Origin of the sequence: Flavobacterium fluviatile, assembly GCF_010645065.1 — a bacterium.
GTDB classification, from domain to species: Bacteria; Bacteroidota; Bacteroidia; order Flavobacteriales; family Flavobacteriaceae; genus Flavobacterium; species Flavobacterium fluviatile.
The window spans coordinates 1-22,994 of the sequence record NZ_JAADZW010000036.1 but is presented as its reverse complement, the minus strand read 5'-3'; the positions used below and the strand labels follow the sequence as shown (position 1 = coordinate 22,994).

Annotated in this window: 18 protein-coding genes and 1 pseudogene; 6 read left to right on the top strand and 13 right to left on the bottom strand. The window is 34.1% G+C overall.

Going from position 1 to position 22,994, the window contains the following annotated elements:
* The 5 genes from GXM17_RS20310 to rpsF form a co-directional block, all read right to left on the bottom strand.
* Positions 1-6,302, bottom strand: a 6,302-nt coding sequence (locus GXM17_RS20310; protein WP_425280025.1) for an Ig-like domain-containing protein, incomplete at its 3' end; no start/stop codon positions are given.
* Positions 6,303-7,327: 1,025 nt separating this feature from the next.
* A complete protein-coding gene (locus tag GXM17_RS20305; protein WP_163401345.1) occupies positions 7,328-7,801 on the bottom strand; it encodes a DUF6495 family protein in 474 nt (157 codons plus the stop codon).
* A 78-nt stretch (positions 7,802-7,879) separates the two neighbouring features.
* Entirely contained in the window at positions 7,880-8,320 is a 441-nt protein-coding gene (gene rplI, locus GXM17_RS20300; RefSeq protein ID WP_163401344.1) for a 50S ribosomal protein L9, read from the bottom strand.
* A 66-nt stretch (positions 8,321-8,386) separates the two neighbouring features.
* Complete coding sequence (rpsR, locus tag GXM17_RS20295) at positions 8,387-8,683, bottom strand: 30S ribosomal protein S18 (protein WP_007138295.1); 297 nt, start codon at positions 8,681-8,683, stop codon at positions 8,387-8,389.
* A 5-nt stretch (positions 8,684-8,688) separates the two neighbouring features.
* On the bottom strand, positions 8,689-9,030 hold the full coding sequence (gene rpsF, locus GXM17_RS20290; RefSeq protein WP_163401343.1) for a 30S ribosomal protein S6: 342 nt from the start codon (positions 9,028-9,030) through the stop codon (positions 8,689-8,691).
* A 176-nt stretch (positions 9,031-9,206) separates the two neighbouring features.
* Between rpsF and GXM17_RS20285 the strand changes: the two genes are divergently transcribed.
* Entirely contained in the window at positions 9,207-9,902 is a 696-nt protein-coding gene (locus GXM17_RS20285) for a LytR/AlgR family response regulator transcription factor (protein ID WP_163401342.1), read from the top strand.
* 3 nt (positions 9,903-9,905) lie between these two features.
* On the opposite strand, the gene priA is transcribed toward GXM17_RS20285, so the two are convergent.
* The 5 genes and pseudogenes from priA to nadC all read right to left on the bottom strand — a co-directional run bounded on the left by priA (position 9,906) and on the right by nadC (position 15,431).
* On the bottom strand, positions 9,906-12,356 hold the full coding sequence (gene priA / locus GXM17_RS20280) for a replication restart helicase PriA (protein ID WP_163401341.1): 2,451 nt from the start codon (positions 12,354-12,356) through the stop codon (positions 9,906-9,908).
* Positions 12,357-12,378: 22 nt separating this feature from the next.
* A pseudogene (gene bla-B1-FLAV / locus GXM17_RS20275) lies at positions 12,379-13,127 on the bottom strand (subclass B1 metallo-beta-lactamase).
* 13 nt (positions 13,128-13,140) lie between these two features.
* Positions 13,141-13,572: a DUF2147 domain-containing protein gene (locus tag GXM17_RS20270; RefSeq protein WP_163401340.1), complete on the bottom strand. Its 432-nt coding sequence runs from the start codon at positions 13,570-13,572 to the stop codon at positions 13,141-13,143.
* 4 nt (positions 13,573-13,576) lie between these two features.
* The gene (locus tag GXM17_RS20265) at positions 13,577-14,497 is read right to left on the bottom strand and encodes a YihY/virulence factor BrkB family protein (RefSeq protein WP_163401339.1); all 921 of its coding nucleotides are present in this window, start codon (positions 14,495-14,497) and stop codon (positions 13,577-13,579) included.
* A 76-nt stretch (positions 14,498-14,573) separates the two neighbouring features.
* Entirely contained in the window at positions 14,574-15,431 is an 858-nt protein-coding gene (gene nadC, locus GXM17_RS20260; RefSeq protein ID WP_163401338.1) for a carboxylating nicotinate-nucleotide diphosphorylase, read from the bottom strand.
* Between the two features lie 157 nt (positions 15,432-15,588).
* On the opposite strand from nadC, the gene GXM17_RS20255 reads away from it, so the two are divergent.
* The 4 genes from GXM17_RS20255 (at position 15,589) to GXM17_RS20240 (ending at position 18,376) form a co-directional block, all read left to right on the top strand.
* A complete protein-coding gene (locus GXM17_RS20255) occupies positions 15,589-16,689 on the top strand; it encodes a DNA alkylation repair protein (protein WP_163401337.1) in 1,101 nt (366 codons plus the stop codon).
* 117 nt (positions 16,690-16,806) lie between these two features.
* Complete coding sequence (locus tag GXM17_RS20250; RefSeq protein ID WP_163401336.1) at positions 16,807-17,688, top strand: pirin family protein; 882 nt, start codon at positions 16,807-16,809, stop codon at positions 17,686-17,688.
* A 2-nt stretch (positions 17,689-17,690) separates the two neighbouring features.
* Positions 17,691-18,086, top strand: coding sequence for an OsmC family protein (locus GXM17_RS20245; protein ID WP_163401335.1), 396 nt, complete (start codon positions 17,691-17,693; stop codon positions 18,084-18,086).
* A 5-nt stretch (positions 18,087-18,091) separates the two neighbouring features.
* Positions 18,092-18,376, top strand: a complete 285-nt coding sequence (locus GXM17_RS20240) for a GNAT family N-acetyltransferase (RefSeq protein ID WP_163401334.1) — start codon at positions 18,092-18,094, stop codon at positions 18,374-18,376.
* On the opposite strand, the gene GXM17_RS20235 is transcribed toward GXM17_RS20240, so the two are convergent.
* The 3 genes from GXM17_RS20235 to GXM17_RS20225 all read right to left on the bottom strand — a co-directional run bounded on the left by GXM17_RS20235 (position 18,373) and on the right by GXM17_RS20225 (position 20,641).
* On the bottom strand, positions 18,373-19,320 hold the full coding sequence (locus GXM17_RS20235; RefSeq protein ID WP_163401347.1) for an ABC transporter ATP-binding protein: 948 nt from the start codon (positions 19,318-19,320) through the stop codon (positions 18,373-18,375). The genes GXM17_RS20240 and GXM17_RS20235 overlap by 4 nt on opposite strands.
* A 103-nt stretch (positions 19,321-19,423) precedes the next feature.
* Positions 19,424-20,119 carry a YiaD family glycine zipper/OmpA-like lipoprotein gene (locus tag GXM17_RS20230; protein ID WP_163401333.1) on the bottom strand — a complete coding sequence of 232 codons (696 nt, stop codon included), beginning with the start codon at positions 20,117-20,119 and terminating at the stop codon, positions 19,424-19,426.
* Between the two features lie 18 nt (positions 20,120-20,137).
* Positions 20,138-20,641: a lipocalin family protein gene (locus GXM17_RS20225; protein ID WP_167522132.1), complete on the bottom strand. Its 504-nt coding sequence runs from the start codon at positions 20,639-20,641 to the stop codon at positions 20,138-20,140.
* A gap of 201 nt (positions 20,642-20,842) precedes the next feature.
* Between GXM17_RS20225 and htpG the strand changes: the two genes are divergently transcribed.
* Positions 20,843-22,726: a molecular chaperone HtpG gene (htpG, locus tag GXM17_RS20220; protein ID WP_163401332.1), complete on the top strand. Its 1,884-nt coding sequence runs from the start codon at positions 20,843-20,845 to the stop codon at positions 22,724-22,726.
* Positions 22,727-22,994: the final 268 nt, after the last annotated feature.

The following is a 22,994-nucleotide window of genomic DNA, read 5'->3' as shown; positions in this document are numbered from 1 at the left end:
GTGCTGGTCAATGAATCGTACCAAACTACATTAGTTTCGTTTACCTGAATATTGGCAACTGTCGGCGCATTCGCTAAACAGAAATCCTGTGTCGCATCTGCTGTTGTTGGTGTGCCCGGGTCATTTATGGTAATGGTTACTGCCAGACGAACTGAACTTTCACAACTTGTTACTGGGTCTAAAATAGCTCCGTAATAAATTCCGTTTGCCAAAGCGGTTGTTGGCGCAATTGCCGTGGTGCTGGTCAATGAATCGTACCAAACTACATTAGTTTCGTTTACCTGAATAGTGGCAACTGTCGGCGCATTCGCTAAACAGAAATCTTGTGTGCTATCTGTGGTAGTTGGTGTACCTGGGTCATTTATTATTACTGTTGCTGTTTGAAGCGTCCCAGCTATATTTTCACAAGTTGTATCACTTGAAACTCCAACATAATACGTAACCGGACTCAAAGCACGTGTTAAACCTGTTACTGTTAAAACTCCTGTAGAGCTTATGGCATAAGTTACGCCACTTACTGTTCCATCTGTTATAGGCTGAGTTTTATTCGCATCAAAATACCATGAAAATACAGGTGCGGATAATACACTTGTAGGTGTTAAGGTTGCCGGAATATTGTGGCAAACTACTGCATCATCAACTAAAATATCATTTTGAACTGATGGAGGCAATATTGTAAAAGTAATTTGTTTTCTGTCTGCCGCAGCAGTTTCACAAAACTCATCTGAACTAACTCCTACAAAATAAGTATAAGTCCCAGGAGTTAATCCATTTCTAATTAACTGGCTTGTCGTTTCACCTGCAATTAACTGACTTGTGGTTCCGTCAAAATTATACCAATAATAAATCGGGTTTGTTAATGAAGGAGTTCCGCTTAAACTTGTATTTAAAGTTATCGTTCCTGTTGGAGAGCAAATTGAAGTATCAACTCCACCATTAAGAGTAATATTTGTTAAAGCATTTTCCGGACTTGAAGCTCGGACTTCAATAGTAACTTCTCCTCTTGATAAAGCTTCACAACCATATCTTACCGGTTGTACATAATATTTATAAGTACCGGCTGCTAATGTAGCAGGAACTGTAAAAGTAATTCCGTTAGCTACAACAGAACCTCCTGTAGGCGAATCGTACCATATATAATTAGAACAAGCTTCTGTCGGAACCTGAAGTGTAACATCTGTTCCCGGACAAACCGTAATTTTGTTATCAGAATCGCTTCCAATTACTTTCGTATTACCAACTCGTTCTACTGTATGAACTCTAAGGAAATCTAAAACTCCTGCAACACCGCCAAAACGAATTCTTACACGATCGTATGCTTCAGGGAGAGAGGATACTAATACCATTGACATTGTATTTCCCGGCAATACTCTAATACTTAACAATGTACTATTGCTTTGAATAGGAGCTCCAACTGCAACATTACCCAAGTAACGCTGAATGCTAAATCCGGTTAGTAAATTGACATCTAAAAGAGCCCCTGGTTTAGAAACTACAAGTCTTAATGTATCACTTACAATTGACGGGGTTTTAAATGTAACTGTTAAATCTGCTGCTGCCAAAACTCCAGCCCCACTATACATGGTTGCGAAAGTAGAAACATCATTATCCGCAACATTCCACGAATCGCTAACTCCAACAGTAGAAGTTAATGCCCCTATTCCAAGATCTGTTGCTCCGAAAAACACATCCTGGATATCCCCAGGAGTACAAACAACTGTTGAAACTTTTTTTGTGTAATAAGCATCGAATACTTTTGTGTTTTGAGCAACACTCAAAAGTGCTCCGGATAGTATTCTGATTCCGTCATAATCTTGCGGACCGGATGAATTTGATGGAACAAAAGTAAACTCATACGATTTTTCTCCAGGCAATAAATTTAATAGTGATCCTGAAACAGGTAGCATTGCTCCAATAGGAACTCCACTTTTAGTTCCAACCACTGATAAACCTTGTGCAACAGCCACACCACTGTATTCTGCTCCTAGCTTAACCGTAACTGGTGTCCCTTTTGTTATATTAGTTGGCCATGTCAAATTCTGCCAGGTAGTACCAACTCCTAAAAGACCAACTCCAGTTACTATTGTTGAATAAGTTTGCGTATTTCCGTCAATGGCATTAGTAGGATTAGCAACTCCACCTGTTACAATTGAACCTGAGCTTTGTCCGGTCGCATAAACTCTTTCTGTCAATAATTGACAGTTGTTTGGATCTATAACATTGATTGTAATTGTTGCTGAAGCAGAACAATTTAGAACACTTGTAGCAACTACTGTATAAGTATAAATTCCCGGAGTATTTAAAACTCCTGTTGTAAATACCGGACCTGTCAAAGGATTTCCCTGAGGATTAAACCATGCTAATGTTCCGTTTGATGTAGCATTCAAAAGAACATTGGTTCCCACATTTACTGATAAGAAAGGTGTTGCAACAACTAGACTTGGTAACGGGTTAACTGTGACTGTAACCGGCAGCTTAGCCGACGGACATGTAACACCGTTACCCTGAGCCTGAATTGAGTAAACACCACTTGTATTGATATTAGCTGCAGCAGCTGCAGGCAAGATATTATCTGAAGGATCATAAAAAGTATAAGTTGTATTTCCGGTTGTATCTAAACCTGTTATCGCATTTGCTAAATTCACAGTTTCACAGCCTTCTAAAGTAGTACCAATTACTGTTAAAGGTGTGACGGATGGAGAATTAACCGTTACTTCTTTCAGTGTATTGATTGCATTTTCGCAAGTAACTGCATTAACAACAGATACGTAATAACTATAAGATGGTACAGCTGAATTCAGACCATTAATTGTTAAAGCTCCTGTTATCGAATCTTTAGAAAAAGTTACTCCTGGTTGAGAAGCGACTATAGAGCCTGTATTAATTTCCTCCGTTTTATTTTGATCGGTATAATATCTGAATTGCGCTCCGACTAAAGCTGATGTTGGAGATAATACAACACTTCCGGCGCAAGAAGCTTCTAAAGGACTGTTAATTGTAATATCAGCACCTGTTGCAAATGGCGACACTGTTACCGTAACAGGCTGGCGAACACTATTAACGCAAGTTCCGTCACGTGTTGCTTCTACATAATAAGTTGTTGTTGCTGTTAAAGAAGGTGTGGTATAGGTTGCTGAAGCAGAAAGTTCTGTTCCTGCACTTGCCGCATCATACCATTTAAAAGTTTCTCCAGCTACATTTGAACTGGCAGCTAAACTGGTTGTTTGTCCACTACAAATTAGAGATGTGGCACCGGTAACTACAGCATCCTTAAATCTATAAGAAGCTCCGTAAATATCTAAATTTGTTAATAAAGTCACTAATCCTCCCAACCGAATCTCAACTTTATTAAATGACGCTGTTGCTGTAAAACTGGCTTTAAATCTATTTCCTGACAGCAGCTGTAAGCTTAACAAACTATTTGTTAGAAACTGTCTGTCGTTATTATAAGTTGCTCCATTATAAGTTGCTAAACTAACGCCTCCTAATAATGAAACATCTGCTAATCCTCCCGGCAATTCTAGTTCGACCTCTATAATATCACCTGCCTGGCCTGTTGTTGGAAAAGTTAATAATTGTTCAACATAAGCTCCGGCTATACCGGCTACTGTTGAAAGTCTTGTAAATGTATTTACATTAGTATCAACAGATCCTCCGGCATTACTGAAACTACACAAAACACACAATAAACCAGGATCTAAGGTTGTGACTTGTGTATTAGCCTGTAAACAACTACTAGCTGAATTATTTATCAAAACGTTAATAGCAGTTCTTGCATTACTTGTACAACCTGAAGTTATACCTCTTGCAGTCACATAATAGGTTTTATTTAATGTTAAAACTGGTGTTGAGTAAGTATTTGTCCCCGTTGCCAAAGCAGTTCCATTGGTTGGTACATCATACCAGTCAAATGTAACATTAGAATCCGGACTTGAAACCTGCAAAGCAACACTCTGTCCTGACTGAATAACCACATTTGAAGATGCGGCAATTGGTACTGCAGGTAATGGATTTACAGTTACCGTAATAGAAGTGCGAGTTGTACTTAAACAACTTCCGATTTCCGCTTCAACAAAATAGTTGGTATCAGCAGTTAAATTTGGTGTGGTAAAAGAAGTGCCTGTGAACATTAAATTTCCTGCTGAAGCTGCATCATACCATTTGTAAACGGTTCCTAAAATGGGAGCCTGAATATTCAATGTGGTAGCCTGACCACTGCAAATTGTAGTACCTGCTGTAGCAATACCAGGAGCTACAGGATTATTAATTGAGATTACTACAGGAAAACGCTCACTATTAACACAGCCATTTCTGGTTATTTCAACATAATAAGTAGTTGGAACCGTTAAAGCCGGAGTGGTGTAAGAAGTTGTAGCTGCTAAAGAAGTTCCTCCAGTAGCTGTATCAAACCATTTAATGGTTTCTCCAACTCCAACACTTGCAGTTAAAGTCGTTGTTTGACCACTACAAATTGTTGTATTACCTGAAATTAAAGGTTCTTTATATCTGTAAGTCGCCTGATAAATATCTAAACTTGTCAATACTGTTGCCAAACCTCCTAACCGAATCTCAACACGATCAAAAGCGGCACCAGCGACTACACTCGCTCTAAAACGATTACCTGACAATAATTGTAAAGTTATCAGGGAATTATTAATTAAAACTCTGTCATTATTATAGGTTGCACCATTATAAGTCGCCAAACTAACGGTTCCTAATAAGGCAACATCTGCAAGTCCGCCTGGCAATTCTAATTCAACATCAACAATATCTCCTTGTCTGCCCGGATTATTGAATTGTAATGTTTGCTGAATCCATCCGTTTAACAATCCAACAGGAACTGTAAGACGAGCTGCTGTAGCAGGATTTCCATCAACAGAATTATTCGGATTCGTTGAGCCGCATAATAAACATAATCCATTTTGATTTGTTTGTTGGCTGCCCGCTTCTAAACAACCTCCCAAAGCTGCTGGCTGTACATTAACAACTACTGGAACTCTGTTGCTAACACAGTTTCCTGTTGCGCTTTGGCTTTCTACATAATATGTTTTTGTCGCTGTTAAAATTGGTGTTGTAAATGTGGGAGAATTAACTGCAATTGCTGTCCCCCCTGAAGCAACATCATACCAATTTAATGTAACACCTGAAACGGATGAAGTTGCATTCAAAGTTGCATTCTGTCCCGATTGAATAGTCACACTTTGAGTTAAGACCGTTGGAACAGCAGGTATAGCAGTTGAAATTACATCAACCTGAGTTCTTGTTAGACTGACACAACTTCCTATCACGGCTTCAACGTAAAATGTAGAAGTACCTAACGGAACTGTTGGAGAATAAGTATCTCCTGAAGCTGCAAAAACCGGTACTCCAAATGCCGTCTCATACCAATTATAAGTCGTACCCGGAATTGGATTAATAATAGACAATGTCGTTTGTAGATCACCTCCTGTAGAACATATTGAAGTACCAGCACCGCTTATTGCTGGCGCTACAGGATTAGAAACGTTGACAACAACTGGTAAACGTTCACTTCCCTCGCACCCACCTGTTCTGGAAACGCCAACATAATAAGTTGTATTAGCTGTTAAATTTGGAGTTGTATAACTATTTCCTGCTGCTAATGCAACTGTTGAAGTAGGAGAATCATACCAGGCAAGCGTAGTACCCACTACAGGGTTAGCTAATAAATTTAAAGAATTTCCAGAACAAACAGTTTGTGTTAAACCATTTGTAACGGTAGGTTTTGCAAAATCGAGCCTTACATCATAAACCCTTAAATTCACTAATACACTAAGAAGCCCACCAACCTGAATCCTTACTTGGTTCGTATCACCTGGCAATGTATATCGCACTACAGCTATTTGATTACCCGGTAATAATTGAAGATTTAACAGCCCGTTATTTAATGCCACAGGATCATCTACGTTTGTACCGGAAAGCTTTGCCTGGATTGTCGCATTTGATAAAAGACTCAAATTCAGCAAACCACCTCCAGTTCCAAAATAAATTACAATTTGATCTCCAGCCTTCGCAGTTTGATTAAATGTTAATGTTTCTTGTGCAAAACAAGCTAAACCAAGCACATTGCTTATGGTAGCAAAAGTACTCATACTTATATCAAATGCATCATTTGGATCAGTAACACTCATACCTGCACATAAAAGACCGCCTGTACTATTTGTTTGCGAAATCGGCCTACATACATTCTGAGCAAAAGAGTTTGAAAATAAAAGCAAAAAAAACAATGCTCCTAATAATCCCTTCTGGAAGTTGAGATTAATAATTTGTAACTTTTTTTTCATAATTTGGAAGATTAGAAAATGGACAATAGAAACCCTGTTGCAGTAAGACAACCGTCTTATACAATTTTAAAAAACTAAAAATCAATTAGTTAAAAATAACGCCCAATTCAAAAATTGAGCTTAATCTAAAATTTAAAAAAATAAAAGCGTAACCAAGAGCGTTTTTATCAATTGATTAAAAACGTCTTAAATATTTGAAGAAGCATGAAGCTTCAAAAAAAGGAGTGATTTGTTTTAGAATAATTTGAATTTAGAATTCACTTTGTATTTTGTACAATTTGACATTTACAAAAAGTTGATTACTCTTTTTATAAAAAACAATTTTTAGATGGTTTTAAAAATTGCATACAAAATACAATCAATGACAATTAGTCATCAATTGGGGTGGGGTATTAAGAATAAAATACTAATGTAATTTTTAAATTTACGGATCAATTTTGCTTTACAAATAAACTTAAACTCTGATAAGTTTATTAAAAACAAGATAATACTAATTCCGAATGCAAATTTGATGAAGAGAGTAAATATTAAGTCCATAAGCAACTAGTTAAATAATTTATTATAAAACTTCAAATTATGCTATAAAAAAGAAATTTTCTTTTTTATAATAAATTTATGAATCTACAATTCAAAATAAAACTTTTTGTTTAAGCTTTATATTTCTAAAATTAAAAAAAAATAAAATACTAAACAAGCGTAAAATTCTTATTTTTTTCATTTATATAAAAAATTAACCCACAAAAAAAGCATTAATCGCTATAAATACTGCCATTTTTAAGCTAAATAATATTTAAAAATATAACAATAAAAAAGCCTTTTTTTTAACACATTAATATATTTGAAAGTAATTACTTATAAATATAATTGTTTTTTCGACAATTATATAAACATGATTAGATCACATATCTAACAAATAAAGATAAATTTTAAAAAAGTCAAAACAGGTATAAATACGGGGTATAAAAGCACCAAAACATTAAACAAAATTCAACTAAAAAAATGCTTTTATCCTAAATAAATAAGTTCTATGATTCTATAATAGAATTAATTTGTCTGAACAATTGCCCATCGCTTAAAAAAGCTCCTTGCTGAATTAATTCAAAAATTGAAGAATTACGATCTTCAGTAAAGGTTTTCTTTCCTGTTTTCATTTCTATTGCGTCAGTAAACATATTATCACTCAACCACTGCAAACCATCTTTAGTCAGGAAATCTGTTTCTGCAACTAAAGACTTCAGTACAATAGATTGTACATGCGTTTCGAAACACTGAAATAAAAATATATGATTTTTAGAAAAATGCTCTAAAAATTCTGCTCTTGACAAAACTCCTTCCCAAATTAAATCAGAAAAGACATCTAATTCCTGCTCTGCGACTTCCGGTTTATTTAATTTTAAAGAATCCCACTCTGCTTTATCTATAGCCTGTGTAGCTAAAAAACTTGCAAATTCTGCATGTAATTCATCAAATTGTTCTTTTGTTAATCTTGCGTATTTCATTTTCTTTAGGTTTTACATATTCTCAAAACAAAAAAAATCCCGATTTACATCGGGATTTTTGTATAAAATTTCAAACTATTACTTTTCAGCAACAATTTCGTATGGCAAGTCAACAATAACATCTCTGTGCAAACGGATGCTCGCTGAATATTTTCCTGTACGTTTTACGATACCGCTAGTGATAAATTTTCTATCAATAGCATTACCTGATTTTTCCAAAGCTTCTGCAATGTCGATGTTTGTGATAGAACCAAAAAGTTTCTCCCCACCAGCTTTTGAAGTAAGTTTAATTTCAAGAGATTTTAACGTTTCAGCTAAAGCTTTAGCATCAGCAACAACTTTAGCCTCTTTATGCGCTCTTTGTTTTAGGTTTTCAGCTAAAACTTTTTTAGCAGAAGGTGTTGCTAAAGCAGCAAAACCCTGAGGAATTAAAAAGTTACGGCCGTAACCAGGTTTTACAGATACTACATCATCTTTAAATCCTAAGTTTTGTACGTCTTGTTTTAAAATAAGTTCCATGTTGTTGTCCTTATATTTTAGAAGTTAGGTTCTGATAAAACAGAAACCAGCGACTAGAGTTTTTAATTATTTTAATAAATCGGCCACGTATGGCATTAAAGCTAAATGACGAGCTCTTTTTACAGCTACAGACACTTTTCTTTGGTATTTTAAAGAAGTTCCTGTTAAACGACGAGGAAGAATTTTACCTTGCTCGTTAACAAATTTCAATAAGAAATCAGCGTCTTTATAATCGATATATTTGATTCCTGATTTTTTGAAACGACAATACTTTTTAGTTTTGTTAGTTTCTATATTTAAAGGCGTTAGATATCTGATATCCCCGTCTTTTTTCCCTGAAGCAGATTGTTGTAATGTTGCCATAATAATTAAGCTTTTGTAGATTTAAGTTTAGCTCTTCTTCTTTCAGCCCAGGAAACAGCGTGTTTGTCAAGACTTACAGTCAGGAAACGCATAACTCTTTCGTCACGTCTGAATTCAGTTTCAAAAGCAATCAGAACTTCTCCGGCTACTTTGAATTCGAATAAGTGATAAAAACCACTTTTTTTGTTTTGGATTTCATAAGCCATTTTTTTAAGACCCCAATCCTCTTTCGATACCATCTCAGCTCCTCTACTAGTAAGAAATTCTTCAAATTTCGTTACTGTTTCCTTCACCTGAACTTCAGATAAAACGGGATTTAAAATGAAAACAGTTTCATAATGATTCATAAATACAATATTTATTTGTTAAAATTGGGTGCAAAAGTAACCAATTTATTTTAATAACCAATATTTTTTTTCTTTTATTCGTTGAAATGCAAAAAACAGGCTTCCATCTTAGTTTTTTTTCCAAAAAAATAATACATTTACTATTGTAAACCTTGAATCTATTAAATTTGACTCTTATGAAACTAAACTGTGTTGTTGTAGATGATAGTTCTATACAGAGGGCAATTATTGCAAAATTAGTCAACAATCATCCTGGCTTACACCTGATTGGAGATTTTTCTAATGCAATAGAAGCAAAAAGTTGCATCTCTTTAAATAATATCGATTTGATATTTTTAGATATTGAAATGCCTGTTATCAACGGTTTTGACTTTCTTGATGGTTTAAAATCAAAACCTCAAATCATATTTATTACATCTAAAGCAGAATATGCCTTAAAAGCCTTTGATTATGATGCTACAGACTATCTTCAAAAACCTATAGCAGTTGATCGTTTTAATGCTTCTGTAAAAAGGGCAATTGACATGCATATTCTTAAAAAAGAGGTAAAAGAAGAAGAAGGTGAGCACATTTTTATTAAAAGTAACCTAAAAAAACTCAAAATTTTCACATCAAAAATTAAGTGGATTGAAGCTTTTGGAGACTATGTAAGAGTTGTTACAGAAGATGACAGTAACTTGGTATTGTCAACAATGAAGTCTTTCGAAAAGGACCTGTCTAAGGAAAAATTCATTCGGGTTCACAAATCATATATTATCAATATTGATAAAGTCGAACGCTTTAACAGTAAATTTGCAGAAATTGGTATTACTAAAATTCCACTTAGCCGAAACAAAAAAGAAGATTTAGTGAGAGCTCTGTCAACCCCGTGATAGTTAATAAAAATCTACATTTACAACTAGCTTTATAGATCTGTACTGTGGAACTGCTTCAAAACTATTCAACATTTTCTGAATTGTTATTTTTGTAGCTACTAAGGCTGCGTTTTGCGGAATTTTAATTAAAATTGTTCTGATGTATTCATTCCTGATTCTGTTAATTGCAGGCTCTTCAGGACCTAAAACAGGCATATTCAAATTCTGACTTAGTACCTGATACATCCACATTGTGCCTTCTTTTAATTTATCAAAATCACGATGCTTCAAAGTCAGTTTTATAATTCTAAAATATGGCGGATATTTATAAATCTTCCTGTCATATAATTGCTCTTTATACATGCCTGCATAATTATGCATGGTAACCTGCTGAATTGTATTATGGTTTGGGTTATAGGTCTGAATGACCACTTTTCCTTGTTTTTCAGATCTGCCGGCCCTTCCGGCAACTTGTGTCATCATCTGAAAGCTTCTTTCAAAAGCTCTAAAATCAGGATGATGCAGCATATTATCTGCATTCATAATTCCGACAAGACTAACATTATCAAAATCCAGCCCTTTAGCCAGCATTTGTGTACCAACCAAAATATCGATTTCTCTGTTTTTAAAGGCATCAATAATTTTTTCGAAACCAAATTTTCCTCTTGTCGTATCCTGATCCATCCTTCCTGTTTTAGCTTTCGGAAAAAGTGAGAGCAATTCCTGTTCTATCTGCTCTGTTCCAAAACCTTTTGTTGTCAAATCAATACTGGAACAACTGTGGCAATGCGTTGGTCTTGCAATAGAATAACCGCAATAATGGCAGCGCAATTGATTTTTGTGTTTATGATAAGTCAAACTCACATTGCATTGCTGACAATGAGGCACATGACCACAAGTCAAACATTCTATTATTGGCGAATATCCTCTTCTGTTTTGAAACAAAATCACTTGTTCGCCTAAAGACAATGCTTCAGCGATTTCTTCGATTAAAACATCACTAAAGTGTCCTGTTATTCTTTTCCTAAAATGCTTGTCTTTTAAATCTACCAAAACAACCTGCGGCATTCGGACATTATTATAACGTTCCTTAATCGTAACCAAACCAAATTTTTCAATTTGAGTATTAAAATAAGTCTCAATACTTGGTGTTGCAGATCCCAAAAGCACTTTGGCATTATGAAATTTAGCCAAAACAATAGACGAATCCCTTGCATGATAACGTGGTGCCGGATCTGACTGTTTAAAAGTCTGCTCATGCTCTTCATCAACGATCAGCAAACCAAGATTATTAAAAGGCAAAAACAAAGCCGACCTCGCTCCTATTATAATTTGCGCTTTTTCTGAATTTTCAAGTGTCTGTTTCCAGACTTCGACTCTCTCATTGTTACTGTATTTAGAATGAAATACAGCAACTTTATTGCCAAAATGAAGCCGCAAGCGGGAAACTAACTGTGTTGTTAATGCAATTTCAGGCAAAAGATATAAAACTTGTTTTCCCGAGGCTAGATATTCCTCTATTAACTTAATATATATTTCTGTTTTACCACTAGAAGTCACACCGTGAAGCAGACAAACTTCTTTTTCTAATAAACTATTTTTAATTTCACTTAAAGCTGTTTGCTGAGCCTTACTCAAAACTAATTGCTTTTCCGAAGCTTTTCCTTCAAAAGAAACCCTGTCATGCTGCAAATAATATTCTTCAAAAATTTCTTTTTCAATTAATGCTTTTACCGCAGCCAGAGTCGAATTTGAAACTTCAGTTAGTTTCTTAACTGTAATGGGTTTCTTTTCTGAAGCACTAATTTGAAAATAAGCCAAAACAATTTCTTTTTGTTTAGTAGCGTTTTTCAGTATTTCCAGTAATTCATTCAAACCACTGTCTGATTCATATTTTGAATGCAGCCTTACATATCGAACCAATTTAGGCTTGTAGTTTTCTTTTATTTCTTCCTCTAATACAATGATGCCTTTCGAAATCATTTTTTGAAGAACCGGAAGTATATTTTTCTTATTCAGAATCGAGATAATATCCTGAACCTTAAGTGAACTTTGATGATGTAAAGCTTCATAAATCAAAAATTCATCATCTGAAAGCTCACTAACATTTGCAGCCGCACCTGGTATATGCGAAATAATTGTTTCACTTTCCAATAATAAGCCCACAGGAAATGCTCCACGGTACACATCACCAATGCCGCACATATAATAGTTCGCCACCCAAAGCCAGTGTTTAATCTGGATTTCAGTTGCAATTGGCTTTTCGTCTAATATCTGATGAATTTCTTTAGCTTCATACAATCCTGGCTCATTTTGATGCATATCAATAACCAATGCTGTATAAATTTTACTTTTACCAAAAGGCACAGCCACCCTCATTCCTTTTTTAATAAAATAGAATTCAGTTTCAGAAATACGATACGTAAAGGTTTTAGCTAAAGAAAGCGGCAAAACAACTTCGACAAAAAACATGCAATTATTTTAAATTAGTGAATTATTTTTTACCAGAAGCATGTACAGTATTGTATTCCCGAACCATTTTCAAAGTATGCTTTAAAGATTCTACATTAGTCCAATCGTCATGACCCGGAATAATATAAATCGGATTCTTAAATTTCGCCTGAACCTTTTGGATTGATTTTTCCCATTCTTTCACATCAGCATCACCCAAATACCCTAAATCATTTGCTTCAGCACTTTTAATAAAGCAACCTCCATACAGCACTTTTTTTGTTTATCAAACCAAATTACAATATTGTCCGGGGCATGTCCTTTTCCTGGATAATAAACTTTAAAACTATGCTTTCCTACTGCAAATGCAGTATCATTTGGAATTATAAATTCGGCTCTTTTTTTATTTTGACCCTTAAGAATTTGATCTGTCTTTCCTATAGAATACGTTTTAATTCCTTTTTGTCTGTAAAAACCCAGACCACCAGCACGATCTTCATGAGAATGTGTTGCAAAACACATTATAACATCTTTATTATGTTTTGCCTTTATCGTCTCCAATAAAGGCTGATACTGTGTTTCGTCCCAGGGAGCGTCAAACATAATAACACCTTTATCTGTCACAAGATACATAGCATTAGCAGAAATCAACGTGCCTTTATAAAAATGAAATGTCTTATAAACATAAAAGTCACCTGCAAGATGACTTATTTGCAATGGTGAATTCGTAGATTGCGCTGAACTATCAAATAGCATTGTTAAGAATAAAATTATCGATGCTAATTTTCGCATTTTATTTATTAAATTAATTTTTCACTCGTATCCAATATTGCGTTCTTCCTACAATAGAAATTCCAACATAACCACGAAGTTTCAATTTATCAGCAGAATCTAAGGTAATATAACATTTGTATTTTTTTCCACTTGTCGGATCTAAAATTGTCCCTCCATTGTACTCAGCCCCGTCTTTTTTAAGTCCGTTGATGATTACCATACCCAGAATAGGCTTGTTTTTTTCGGCTCCTTCACACTTGCTACATACATCTTTTTTACGATCAGCACGAAGTATGTCTACAACTTTTCCGTATATTTTTCCCGACTTTTCATAAATCTCTACTATGGATTTTGCCTCCCCGGTTTCATCATCAATTGTTTTCCATTTCCCAACAACACTTTGCGCCTGAATAGTATTTAACATTAGAAAAAAAACACCTATAGCTAAAATACAATTTTTCATAATCCTACTTATTTTTTTGTTTTAATTTTCTGATAGTAGCGTTGAGCTCGAAACCCAACAGTAATATCATACAGTTTATCCAAATATAAAACATTAGAATTAATAATGTGCCAATAGAACCATAAAGTTCGTTGTATTTTGAGAATTTTATAACCCAAATTCCAAAAAAGAACGAAGATAAAACAATTAAAACTGTTGTAAAAACCGAACCAATACTAATAAACGGCACTTTATTATACTGTTTTGTACCATAACGCAATAAAATTGAAGATGTTATCAGAATCATCAGCATAACAAACAAATATCTTCCTAAAATAATCAACGGAATTCGATCACTCAGCACATCCTGAATCATGGTTTTTTGAATAAATACCTCAAAAACTACAATGGTAGCCACAGTTACAAATAATATGATCGTCATTACGAGCGAAATTGCCAAAGCAACTAAATACTGATGAAAAAAACCACGCTTATCAAAAACATGTTTTGAAGATTCAAAACCACTAAGAATGCCATTAATACCATTTGCCATCAAAAAAATAGACAGCAAAAATCCAGATGACAATAAACCTGAATGACTGTTATTTAAAATATCGCTGATAATTTTACTTATAGCATCATAAGTATTTGGCGGGACACTTTGTTGCACAAACAGCAAGAAGTCCTGCTGAAAATTATCTATCGGAATAAAAGGAATTAAATTTAAAATAAATAATGCAAAAGGAAACAGAGCCATAAAAAAACTAAAAGAAACAGCACTTGCATGATAAGAAAAAGCTCCTTCAAGTATACCTAAAATGTACATTTCGAGCAAATCATATAAAGAAAAGCCCTCTAGCCAAGGTAATTTTATGTTCTTTAAAAATCGGACAAGTAAGCGTACAACTGGTATTCTTTCAAGCCTGTCTCCTATCTCTTTAGACATGTTTTCATTAAATTTAGACCTGCTTCAGATCATTAGACTTTCCAAATTAATAATTGAAAATTTACAAGTAACAATTTTAAAAAGCTTTAAGACTCAGGTCCATATTATGAACTGAATGTGTAAGGGCGCCTGATGAAATATAATCCACACCGCAAAGACCATACTCGCGGATTGTTTTCTCGCTGATATTTCCCGAAGATTCTGTCTGACATTTATCACCAATTAATGCTACGGCAGTTTTGGTATCTTCATAATTAAAGTTATCAATCAATATCCTGTGAACTCCGTCACTCAATAAAATCTCACGAATTTCATCCAGATTTCTGGCCTCTACAATAATCTTTAAATCCAGATTATTGTCCTTCAGATATTTCTTTGTTTTTTCTATAGCTAATGTTATACCGCCTGCAAAATCGATATGATTATCTTTTAGCATTATCATATCGTACAAAGCATAACGGTGATTTTCTCCGCCTCCAATTTTCACTGCCCATTTTTCGGCTACTCTGAAATTTGGAGTTGTTTTACGGGTATCTAATATTTTAGCACCAGTTCCTTCCAAAAGCTGCATTAAATGATTTGTTTTGGTAGCAATTGCCGACATACGCTGCATAGTATTCAAAACCACTCTTTCAGCTTTTAAAATAGATTGTGAACTTCCCGAAACTTCAAAAACAACTTGACCATATTCTACTTTGATTCCGTCTTTAATAAAAGTTTTCACCTTCAGTTTCGGATCCACATAATCAAAAATCATTTTAGCAAGCTCAACTCCTGCAATTATTCCCTGGTCTTTTACCAATAATTTAGCTTGCCCGTTTGCAGTATCAGGTATACATGCCAATGAACTAAAATCTCCCGGACCTACATCTTCCCGAATTGCATTACTTATCAATAATTGTAATTCAGTTTGAAATTGTGCTTCGCTAATCATTTTCTAAAATTTTATAAGATGCTAAAATAGGACTTATTTTGGGGATTTGAAAGTTTAGCCTCTTCTAAAAACAAAAATTTCGGAAGAAAGTTCTTCTAATTATTTGTAAAAAAATCAAGGAACATTAAATATCTTTGAGGTACATTCAAACAAAATTATGGGATTAATTAAAGATATTTATTCGGTTTCTTTTTACGAAAAATTTGGTCAGGCTGTTACTGAAGTACATCCGGCTTTCGATAAGCAAAAATTCATCAAAAAGATTTACGAAGGTGATTTCTTGCAAAAAGAATGGAAAGACCGAATGAAACACACTACAATTGTTCTGCATCAGTTTATGCCTCAAAATTTTTCCGAAGCCGTACATTTAATAGATAAAATTATCAAAAATTTAAGGAAAAAAAAATTTGCTGATGGCAATCTGGCTTTTATTTTCTTTGCAGATTATATTGAAAATTACGGCTTAGATGATTTTAAAACTTCGACAAAAGCTTTCGTTACCATTACACAATTCATAAGCTGTGAATTTGCAGTCCGCCCTTTCATTTTAAAATATAAAGAAAAAATGATCTGCGAGATGATAAAGTGGTCTTTACACGAAAATCATCATGTCAGAAGATTAGCAAGCGAAGGTTCAAGACCAAGATTGCCCTGGGCAATGGCGATTCCGTACCTGAAAAAAGATCCAAATTCTATTCTACCGATTTTAGAAAATTTGAAAAATGACACTTCAGAATATGTTCGAAGAAGCGTTGCTAATAATCTCAATGATATTGCAAAAGATAATCCTGAAATTGTACTTGAAATCGCTTCAAAATGGAAAGGTTACAGCAAAGAAACGGATGGGATCATTAAACACGGCTGCCGGACTTTACTAAAACAGGGACATCCTGAAATTTTATGTCATTACGGCTTAGAAAGTACCAATATTGAACTTTCATTATTCGAAATCAGAACACCTATTGTAAAAATTGGAGATCATCTGCAATTTCATTTTCATTTAAATAATAAAAATGAAGTACCAAAAACAGTTCGTTTAGAATATGCAGTTCATTATAAAAAAGCAAAAGGTCATCTGGCTAAAAAAGTTTTTAAAATCAGTGAAAAAATCTATCATCCAAACCAATTAACAAAGATTGAAAGAAACCAGTCTTTTAAACTGATAACTACCCGTGTTTTTCATACCGGAATTCATCATTTATCGATTATAATTAATGGAACCGAAAGCGAAGTTTTAGAATTCGAACTAACAAATTGAAAATATACAGATCAAATTTCTTATTTTTATAACACTAAGTTAAGATAGCTTTTCTAAATCTAAATTAAATTACAGATTTCTATGAGTTTGTAATTTTGCTTTCAAATTAAATCGACCATGTCAAACATCAATTTAATTATCGAAGAACGTGCTGCCAATATTGGCAATTTTATGGTAGGCAGATTATTGCCTTTCCGTGAAAAAAGAGCAGTTGGTCCATTTGTATTTATCGATCATATGGGACCTGCACATTTAAATCAGTATCAAAATATGGATGTTCCTCCGCATCCGCATATCGGACTTTCTACGCTTACTTTTTTGTTCGAAGGAAGCATTATGCATCGGGATAGTTTAGGAACAGCATTAGAAATAAAGCCCGGTGCTGTAAACTGGATGACAGCCGGAAAAGGAATTGTACATTCTGAAAGGACTCCGGAATATTTAAGACATTCTGACAAAATGCTTCACGGATTGCAGATTTGGGTAGCGCTTCCAAAAGAACTGGAACAAATGGACCCTAATTTTACACATGTTGAAGCGCAGGATATTCCGGCCTGGGAAGAAAATGGAGTTTCATATAAACTCATTGCCGGTGAAGCTTTTGGAAAGAAATCTCCTGTTCCGGTTTACAGTCCGTTATATTTTATTGAAATCAAAAGCACATCAGCTCAAAAAATAAATATTGGAAAAGACTTATTCGGAGAAAGCGGTTTGTATATTTTAGAAGGAAGTATTAAAAGCGGAGAACATGTGTATGATCCGAAACAAATTCTAATTACAAATGACAGTACGCTTTGTGAGTTTGAAATTGCAGCCAATTCAACTGTTTATATTTTTGGAGGACAGCCGTTTCCTGAAGAACATTTTATTTTTTGGAATTTTGTTTCTTCAGATAAAGAGCTAATTGAAAAAGCCAAACAGGACTGGACAGCACAAACCTTCCCGAAAGTTCCGGGCGAAACCGAATTTGTCCCATTACCAGAACCAGGAGTTAAATAATTATGGAAACATTATCAGCAAAAATAGACACACGATTGTATCGCACCGAAATAACTTCTGCGAGCGGAAATATTGTAATTGCAGACGAGCCACAGGAATTTGGAGGGAAAAATTTAGGTTTCAGCCCTTCAGAGCTTTTGGCTTCCTCACTGGCTTCCTGCACTTTAATCACGTTAAGAATGTACATCAACAGAAAGCAATGGAATGTTTCTGAAATTGATATAAAAATAGATTATGAAAAAGACAGCGAACAAAATATCTCTCTATTTACAAGAAAGATTGAAATAACAGGTGAAATTGATGAAAACCAAAGACAAAAACTTCATTTGATTGCTGAAAAATGCCCAATCCACAAAATACTTACCAATATAATTGAAATACAAACAACTTTAATTTAAATAGTATGGAAATTAAACAAATAAACGATATCAAAAAAGGCTATTTTGAAGCTATAGAAGACGAAAAAAAAGCCGGAAAAATGACTTATACATGGGCTGGAAATGCTAAATTCATCATTGACCATACTGAAGTAAATGAGGAGTTTAACGGAAAAGGCGTAGGCAAAAAATTAGTTATGGCCGCAGTAGACTACGCCAGAAATAATGGCCTGAAAATTATTCCGCTTTGTCCTTTTGCAAAAAGTGTTTTTGACAAAACAGAAGAAATTCACGATGTATTATTCAGTTAAGAGTTAAGACCTAAGAAAATTGTTATTTCAAGAGGTAAATCAAATTCGTTTTCAAAAAATATCAATTGTCTTTTGTAAACCGTTTCAATCAAATAGTGATTTCCTCTAAAGTAAGTTCTTCTGACTTTAACCTCCAGATCAGAATGCTCAACCATGATTAACTGATGCGGATAAATTAATGATTTTGCATTTTTATCTTCGGAAAGTTGTAATAGATGAGTTGGAATCTCGTTCACTTCTCCAAAAAGAGAAGCAACATATTTCGAAGATGGATTTTTATAAATCTCTGCCGGATTTCCTTTGGTAATAATTTCGCCATCGCGCATCACTATGGCTTCATTTGCAAATGATAACGCATCTGTACTGTCATGTGTTGCAATTATACACGTGATTTTTTTCTGCTTCAAATACCTGAATAAATTACGTCTCAAAGCATTTTTCCGAAAAGCATCAATCTGGCTAAATGGTTCATCAAGCAAAATTACTTCCGGCTCTAAAGCTAAAACTCTTACCAAAGCAACACGTTGTTGTTGTCCCCCGCTTAAAAATTTTGCTTTAACATTAGAAAATTGCTCCATCTCTACCATTTCCAGTAATTCCTGAACACGAAGCTTTTTCATATTGGCAAAACCATTGGATAGAAATTTTCCAACGTTCTCAGCTACGGTTTCATAAGGTGACAAATCAAAATCCTGGGCCAGATATTTCATATAAGGCATTCCGGCGATCAGGTTATATTTTGGACCTAAAACAGGTTTTTCTTCATAAAAAATTTTTCCTTCATTGAGATCATATAAACCATAAATAAGTTTCAATAGTGTACTTTTACCGCAACCACTTTCGCCAATAATGGCAATGTTCTCACCTCTATTTATAGTAAAAGAAATGTTTTTGATAACAGGTTTTTCAGTATACGAAAATGAAATATTTTGAATATCAAGCATGTGTTCTAATTGAGAGTTCAAATTTACAATGTTTAATTTCGAAAGGCAAAAAAAAGCTGCTTCAATTAAGAAACAGCTTTTAATAAATTTTATTGCAATTTAATTAATTCCCAGCTTCAGCCTTCGCATCATTTACCATTTTATCATTTGCAGTAATGGCAAACTCAACGCGACGGTTTTGAGATCTTCCTTCTGCCGTATCATTTGTTGCAATCGGATCAGCAATTCCTAAACCTGAGGTTTTAAAACGGCTTGATTTCAATCCTTTTGACACTAAATAAGCTTGTACAGATGCAGCTCTTTGCGCAGACAAAGTCAAATTATATTCTGGTTTTCCTGTACTGTCAGTATAACCAAAAATTTCAATATTAGTATCTCCGTAATCATTAAATACAGGAACTAATTTGTCTAAATTTGCTTTTGCCTGAGAAGTCAGGGTTGATTTATTGGTATCAAAACGAACCGCATTTTCATTTAATGTAAGGTGAATTCCTTCACCTACTCTTTCTACATCTGCACCTGGAAGAGCCTGATCAATTTCACGGGCCTGTTTGTCCATTTTGTTTCCAATAAGTGCTCCTGTTCCTCCACCTACAGCAGCTCCAATAGCAGCACCTAGCGCTGCGTTTCCGCCTTTCCCTAAATTATTCCCTAAAATACCACCAATTACACCACCTGCAACCGCACCAATTCCTGCTCCTTTTTGTGTGTTATTTGCATTTTTAACTGAATCGCAACTTGCAAAAAAACTAACTAATATAAGTAAGCTGCTCAATCCTAAAACTGTTATCTTTTTCATCTTTATTTTTTTTAAAAATTAATTAGCCCTTTGAAACTGATATGTGACATCTTTAGTTTGTCCTCCAACATTAATAGTATCAATCAACTGGAATGAATTATCAGTTAATCCGGCAACTTTAAGTAAGTATCCCGATGTAACATTTTTTGATTTCGTTCCAGGATCTACAATTTTAAGAACAAAAAGTCCCTGATTGTTTATACTCCAGACAATTGGAGAAGTAAATGCTGTACAACCTGGAGCATTTAAAGTCATTGTTCCTTTATTATTATTAGAAATAAAGTTCCATGTACTGCCAATAAAACATTTAGAATCGGCTAAATCAAAAGAATTTACTTTGATATAATCAGAGCCCGGATATGATACATTTGTAAGGACCCAGTTTCCTTTAATAGCCACCTGAGTTGGTCTGTCAAGTTTTTTTGAAAGTTCTGTTGCTTCTGTTGAAGTTGTAGTTGACGATGCTGATTTACACGCAAATAGGATCGTGGACATCATGCAAATGAAAATAAATTTCTTCATTTTGTAGAATTATTTAAGTTATTACTTACACATTTAACAATTATTGTAAAACAAAGATACAATTCATGTAAATACATTCAGTTCCAAAATCCGATTATTTTCTTTCAGAATTAACACATACGACATTTTGTCATTATTAAAAAATTGGTATTTAATTTGAAGAAGTGAATATCATCTTATTAAACTAAAAAATTAAAAAATATGACAACAGGTAAAATTAATGTTTCTGTAGAAAACATCTTTCCCTTAATCAAAAAGTTTCTATATAGCGATCACGAAATTTTCTTACGTGAATTGGTATCGAATGGTACTGACGCTACTTTGAAATTAAAACACCTGATTAGCATTGGGGAAGCTAAAGTAGAGTACGGAAATCCAATTATTGAAATCAAGGTTGACAAAGAAGCTAAAAAAATTCACATTATTGACCAGGGTTTAGGTATGACTGCTGATGAAGTAGAAAAGTACATTAATCAGGTTGCATTTTCAGGAGCTGAAGAATTCTTAGATAAGTATAAAGATTCTGCTAAAGATTCAGGAATTATAGGTCATTTTGGTCTTGGTTTTTATTCTGCTTTTATGGTTGCTGAAAAGGTTGAAATCATTACAAAATCATACAAAGATGAACCTGCTGCACACTGGACATGCGACGGAAGCCCTGAATTTACATTAGAGCCAGCTGACAAAACTTCACGTGGAACTGAAATTATCTTGCATATTGCAGAAGATTCTTTAGAATTTTTAGAAGATGCTAAAATTAGTGGATTATTGAATAAGTATAATAAATTTATGCCTGTTCCAATTAAATTCGGAACAAGAACAGAAACTCTTCCAAAACCAGAAGACGCTCCTGAAGATTACGTTAATGAAACAGTGGAAACAGACAACATCATTAACAACCCAAATCCTGCCTGGACAAAGCAACCTTCTGAATTATCTGAAGAAGATTACAAAATCTTCTACAGAGAATTGTATCCAATGCAGTTCGAAGAACCTTTGTTCAATATACACTTAAATGTAGACTATCCATTTAATTTAACGGGGATTTTATATTTCCCTAAGTTAGGTTCTGATATGCAAATTCAGAAAGATAAAATTCAATTATACCAAAACCAGGTTTACGTTACTGATAATGTTGAAGGAATTGTGCCTGAATTTTTAACTATGTTAAAAGGAGTTATTGATTCCCCGGATATTCCGCTAAACGTTTCTCGTTCGGGATTGCAGGCAGATGGCGCAGTAAAGAAAATTTCAAATTACATTACTCGTAAAGTTGCTGATAAATTAAAAGCATTATTTAATGAAAACCGTACCGATTTTGAACAAAAATGGAACGATATTAAAATTGTTTTAGAGTATGGAATGCTTTCTGAAGACAAATTCTATGAAAAAGCTGGTGCATTTGTATTATATCCAACTGTAGATGATACTTATTTTACTCTTGAAGAATTAAAAGAAAAGATTAAAGAAAATCAAACAGACAAAGACGGAAAAGTTGTAGTTCTATATGCAGGAAATAAAGATGCTCAACATTCTTATATTCAAACAGCAAAAGAAAAAGGATATGAAGTGTTACTTTTAGATTCTCCGATTATTTCTCATTTAATTCAAAAAATAGAGGGCGACAACAGAGATTTAACTTTCGTACGTGTAGATTCTGATCATATCGACAATCTGATAAAAAAGGACGAAAATACAATTTCTAAATTATCTGATGAAGAAAAAGAAACTCTTAAAGCTTCATTAGAAGCTTATATCCCAAAAGCATATTCTGTTCAGTTAGAAGCGATGGACAGTGGGGCTGTACCATTCATTATTACGCAACCAGAATTCATGCGTAGAATGAAAGAAATGAGCCAGTCAGGTGGCGGCGGAATGTTCGGAATGGGCAATATGCCGGAAATGTATAACTTAGTGGTAAATACTAATTCTGATTTAGCTACAAACATTTTAAATACTGAAGACAAATCAACTCAGGAAAACTTAGTCAAACAAGCCTTGGATCTTGCTAAATTATCTCAAAATTTATTAAAAGGAGAAGAACTTACGGCTTTTGTAAAAAGAAGTTTTGATTTGATTAAATAGAGATTTAGTCGCATAATTTATTAAACCTGCAAATTTAGATTTGCAGGTTTTTTTATATGCATAAAATCAATAAAGAAGCATTTTTACATGGATAAATAAAAGTATATAGATTTAATAACAATTTATATAAATCATAATTATTTTTATGGCGTTTCCATCAGGACCGGGCTGTCCGCTATATCTTTTGCGGGAGAAAGTTTTGGGTAAAAAGAGAAGACGCCAGCCGCAAAAGGATGCCGCTTCCATCCCTAACGCGGCTTTGGGATAG

Excerpts from the sequence above, each read along its gene's own strand:
- GXM17_RS20230 (WP_163401333.1), bottom strand. The coding sequence starts at position 20,119 with ATGAAAAAGATAACAGTTTTAGGATTGAGCAGCTTACTTATATTAGTT.
- GXM17_RS20240 (WP_163401334.1), top strand. The coding sequence starts at position 18,092 with ATGGAAATTAAACAAATAAACGATATCAAAAAAGGCTATTTTGAAGCT.
- rplI (WP_163401344.1), bottom strand. The coding sequence starts at position 8,320 with ATGGAACTTATTTTAAAACAAGACGTACAAAACTTAGGATTTAAAGAT.
- GXM17_RS20255 (WP_163401337.1), top strand. The coding sequence starts at position 15,589 with ATGGGATTAATTAAAGATATTTATTCGGTTTCTTTTTACGAAAAATTT.
- GXM17_RS20265 (WP_163401339.1), bottom strand. The coding sequence starts at position 14,497 with ATGTCTAAAGAGATAGGAGACAGGCTTGAAAGAATACCAGTTGTACGC.
- GXM17_RS20225 (WP_167522132.1), bottom strand. The coding sequence starts at position 20,641 with ATGAAGAAATTTATTTTCATTTGCATGATGTCCACGATCCTATTTGCG.
- rpsR (WP_007138295.1), bottom strand. The coding sequence starts at position 8,683 with ATGGCAACATTACAACAATCTGCTTCAGGGAAAAAAGACGGGGATATC.
- htpG (WP_163401332.1), top strand. The coding sequence starts at position 20,843 with ATGACAACAGGTAAAATTAATGTTTCTGTAGAAAACATCTTTCCCTTA.
- GXM17_RS20285 (WP_163401342.1), top strand. The coding sequence starts at position 9,207 with ATGAAACTAAACTGTGTTGTTGTAGATGATAGTTCTATACAGAGGGCA.
- GXM17_RS20235 (WP_163401347.1), bottom strand. The coding sequence starts at position 19,320 with ATGCTTGATATTCAAAATATTTCATTTTCGTATACTGAAAAACCTGTT.
- rpsF (WP_163401343.1), bottom strand. The coding sequence starts at position 9,030 with ATGAATCATTATGAAACTGTTTTCATTTTAAATCCCGTTTTATCTGAA.
- nadC (WP_163401338.1), bottom strand. The coding sequence starts at position 15,431 with ATGATTAGCGAAGCACAATTTCAAACTGAATTACAATTATTGATAAGT.
- GXM17_RS20245 (WP_163401335.1), top strand. The coding sequence starts at position 17,691 with ATGGAAACATTATCAGCAAAAATAGACACACGATTGTATCGCACCGAA.
- GXM17_RS20250 (WP_163401336.1), top strand. The coding sequence starts at position 16,807 with ATGTCAAACATCAATTTAATTATCGAAGAACGTGCTGCCAATATTGGC.
- GXM17_RS20305 (WP_163401345.1), bottom strand. The coding sequence starts at position 7,801 with ATGAAATACGCAAGATTAACAAAAGAACAATTTGATGAATTACATGCA.
- GXM17_RS20270 (WP_163401340.1), bottom strand. The coding sequence starts at position 13,572 with ATGAAAAATTGTATTTTAGCTATAGGTGTTTTTTTTCTAATGTTAAAT.
- priA (WP_163401341.1), bottom strand. The coding sequence starts at position 12,356 with ATGTTTTTTGTCGAAGTTGTTTTGCCGCTTTCTTTAGCTAAAACCTTT.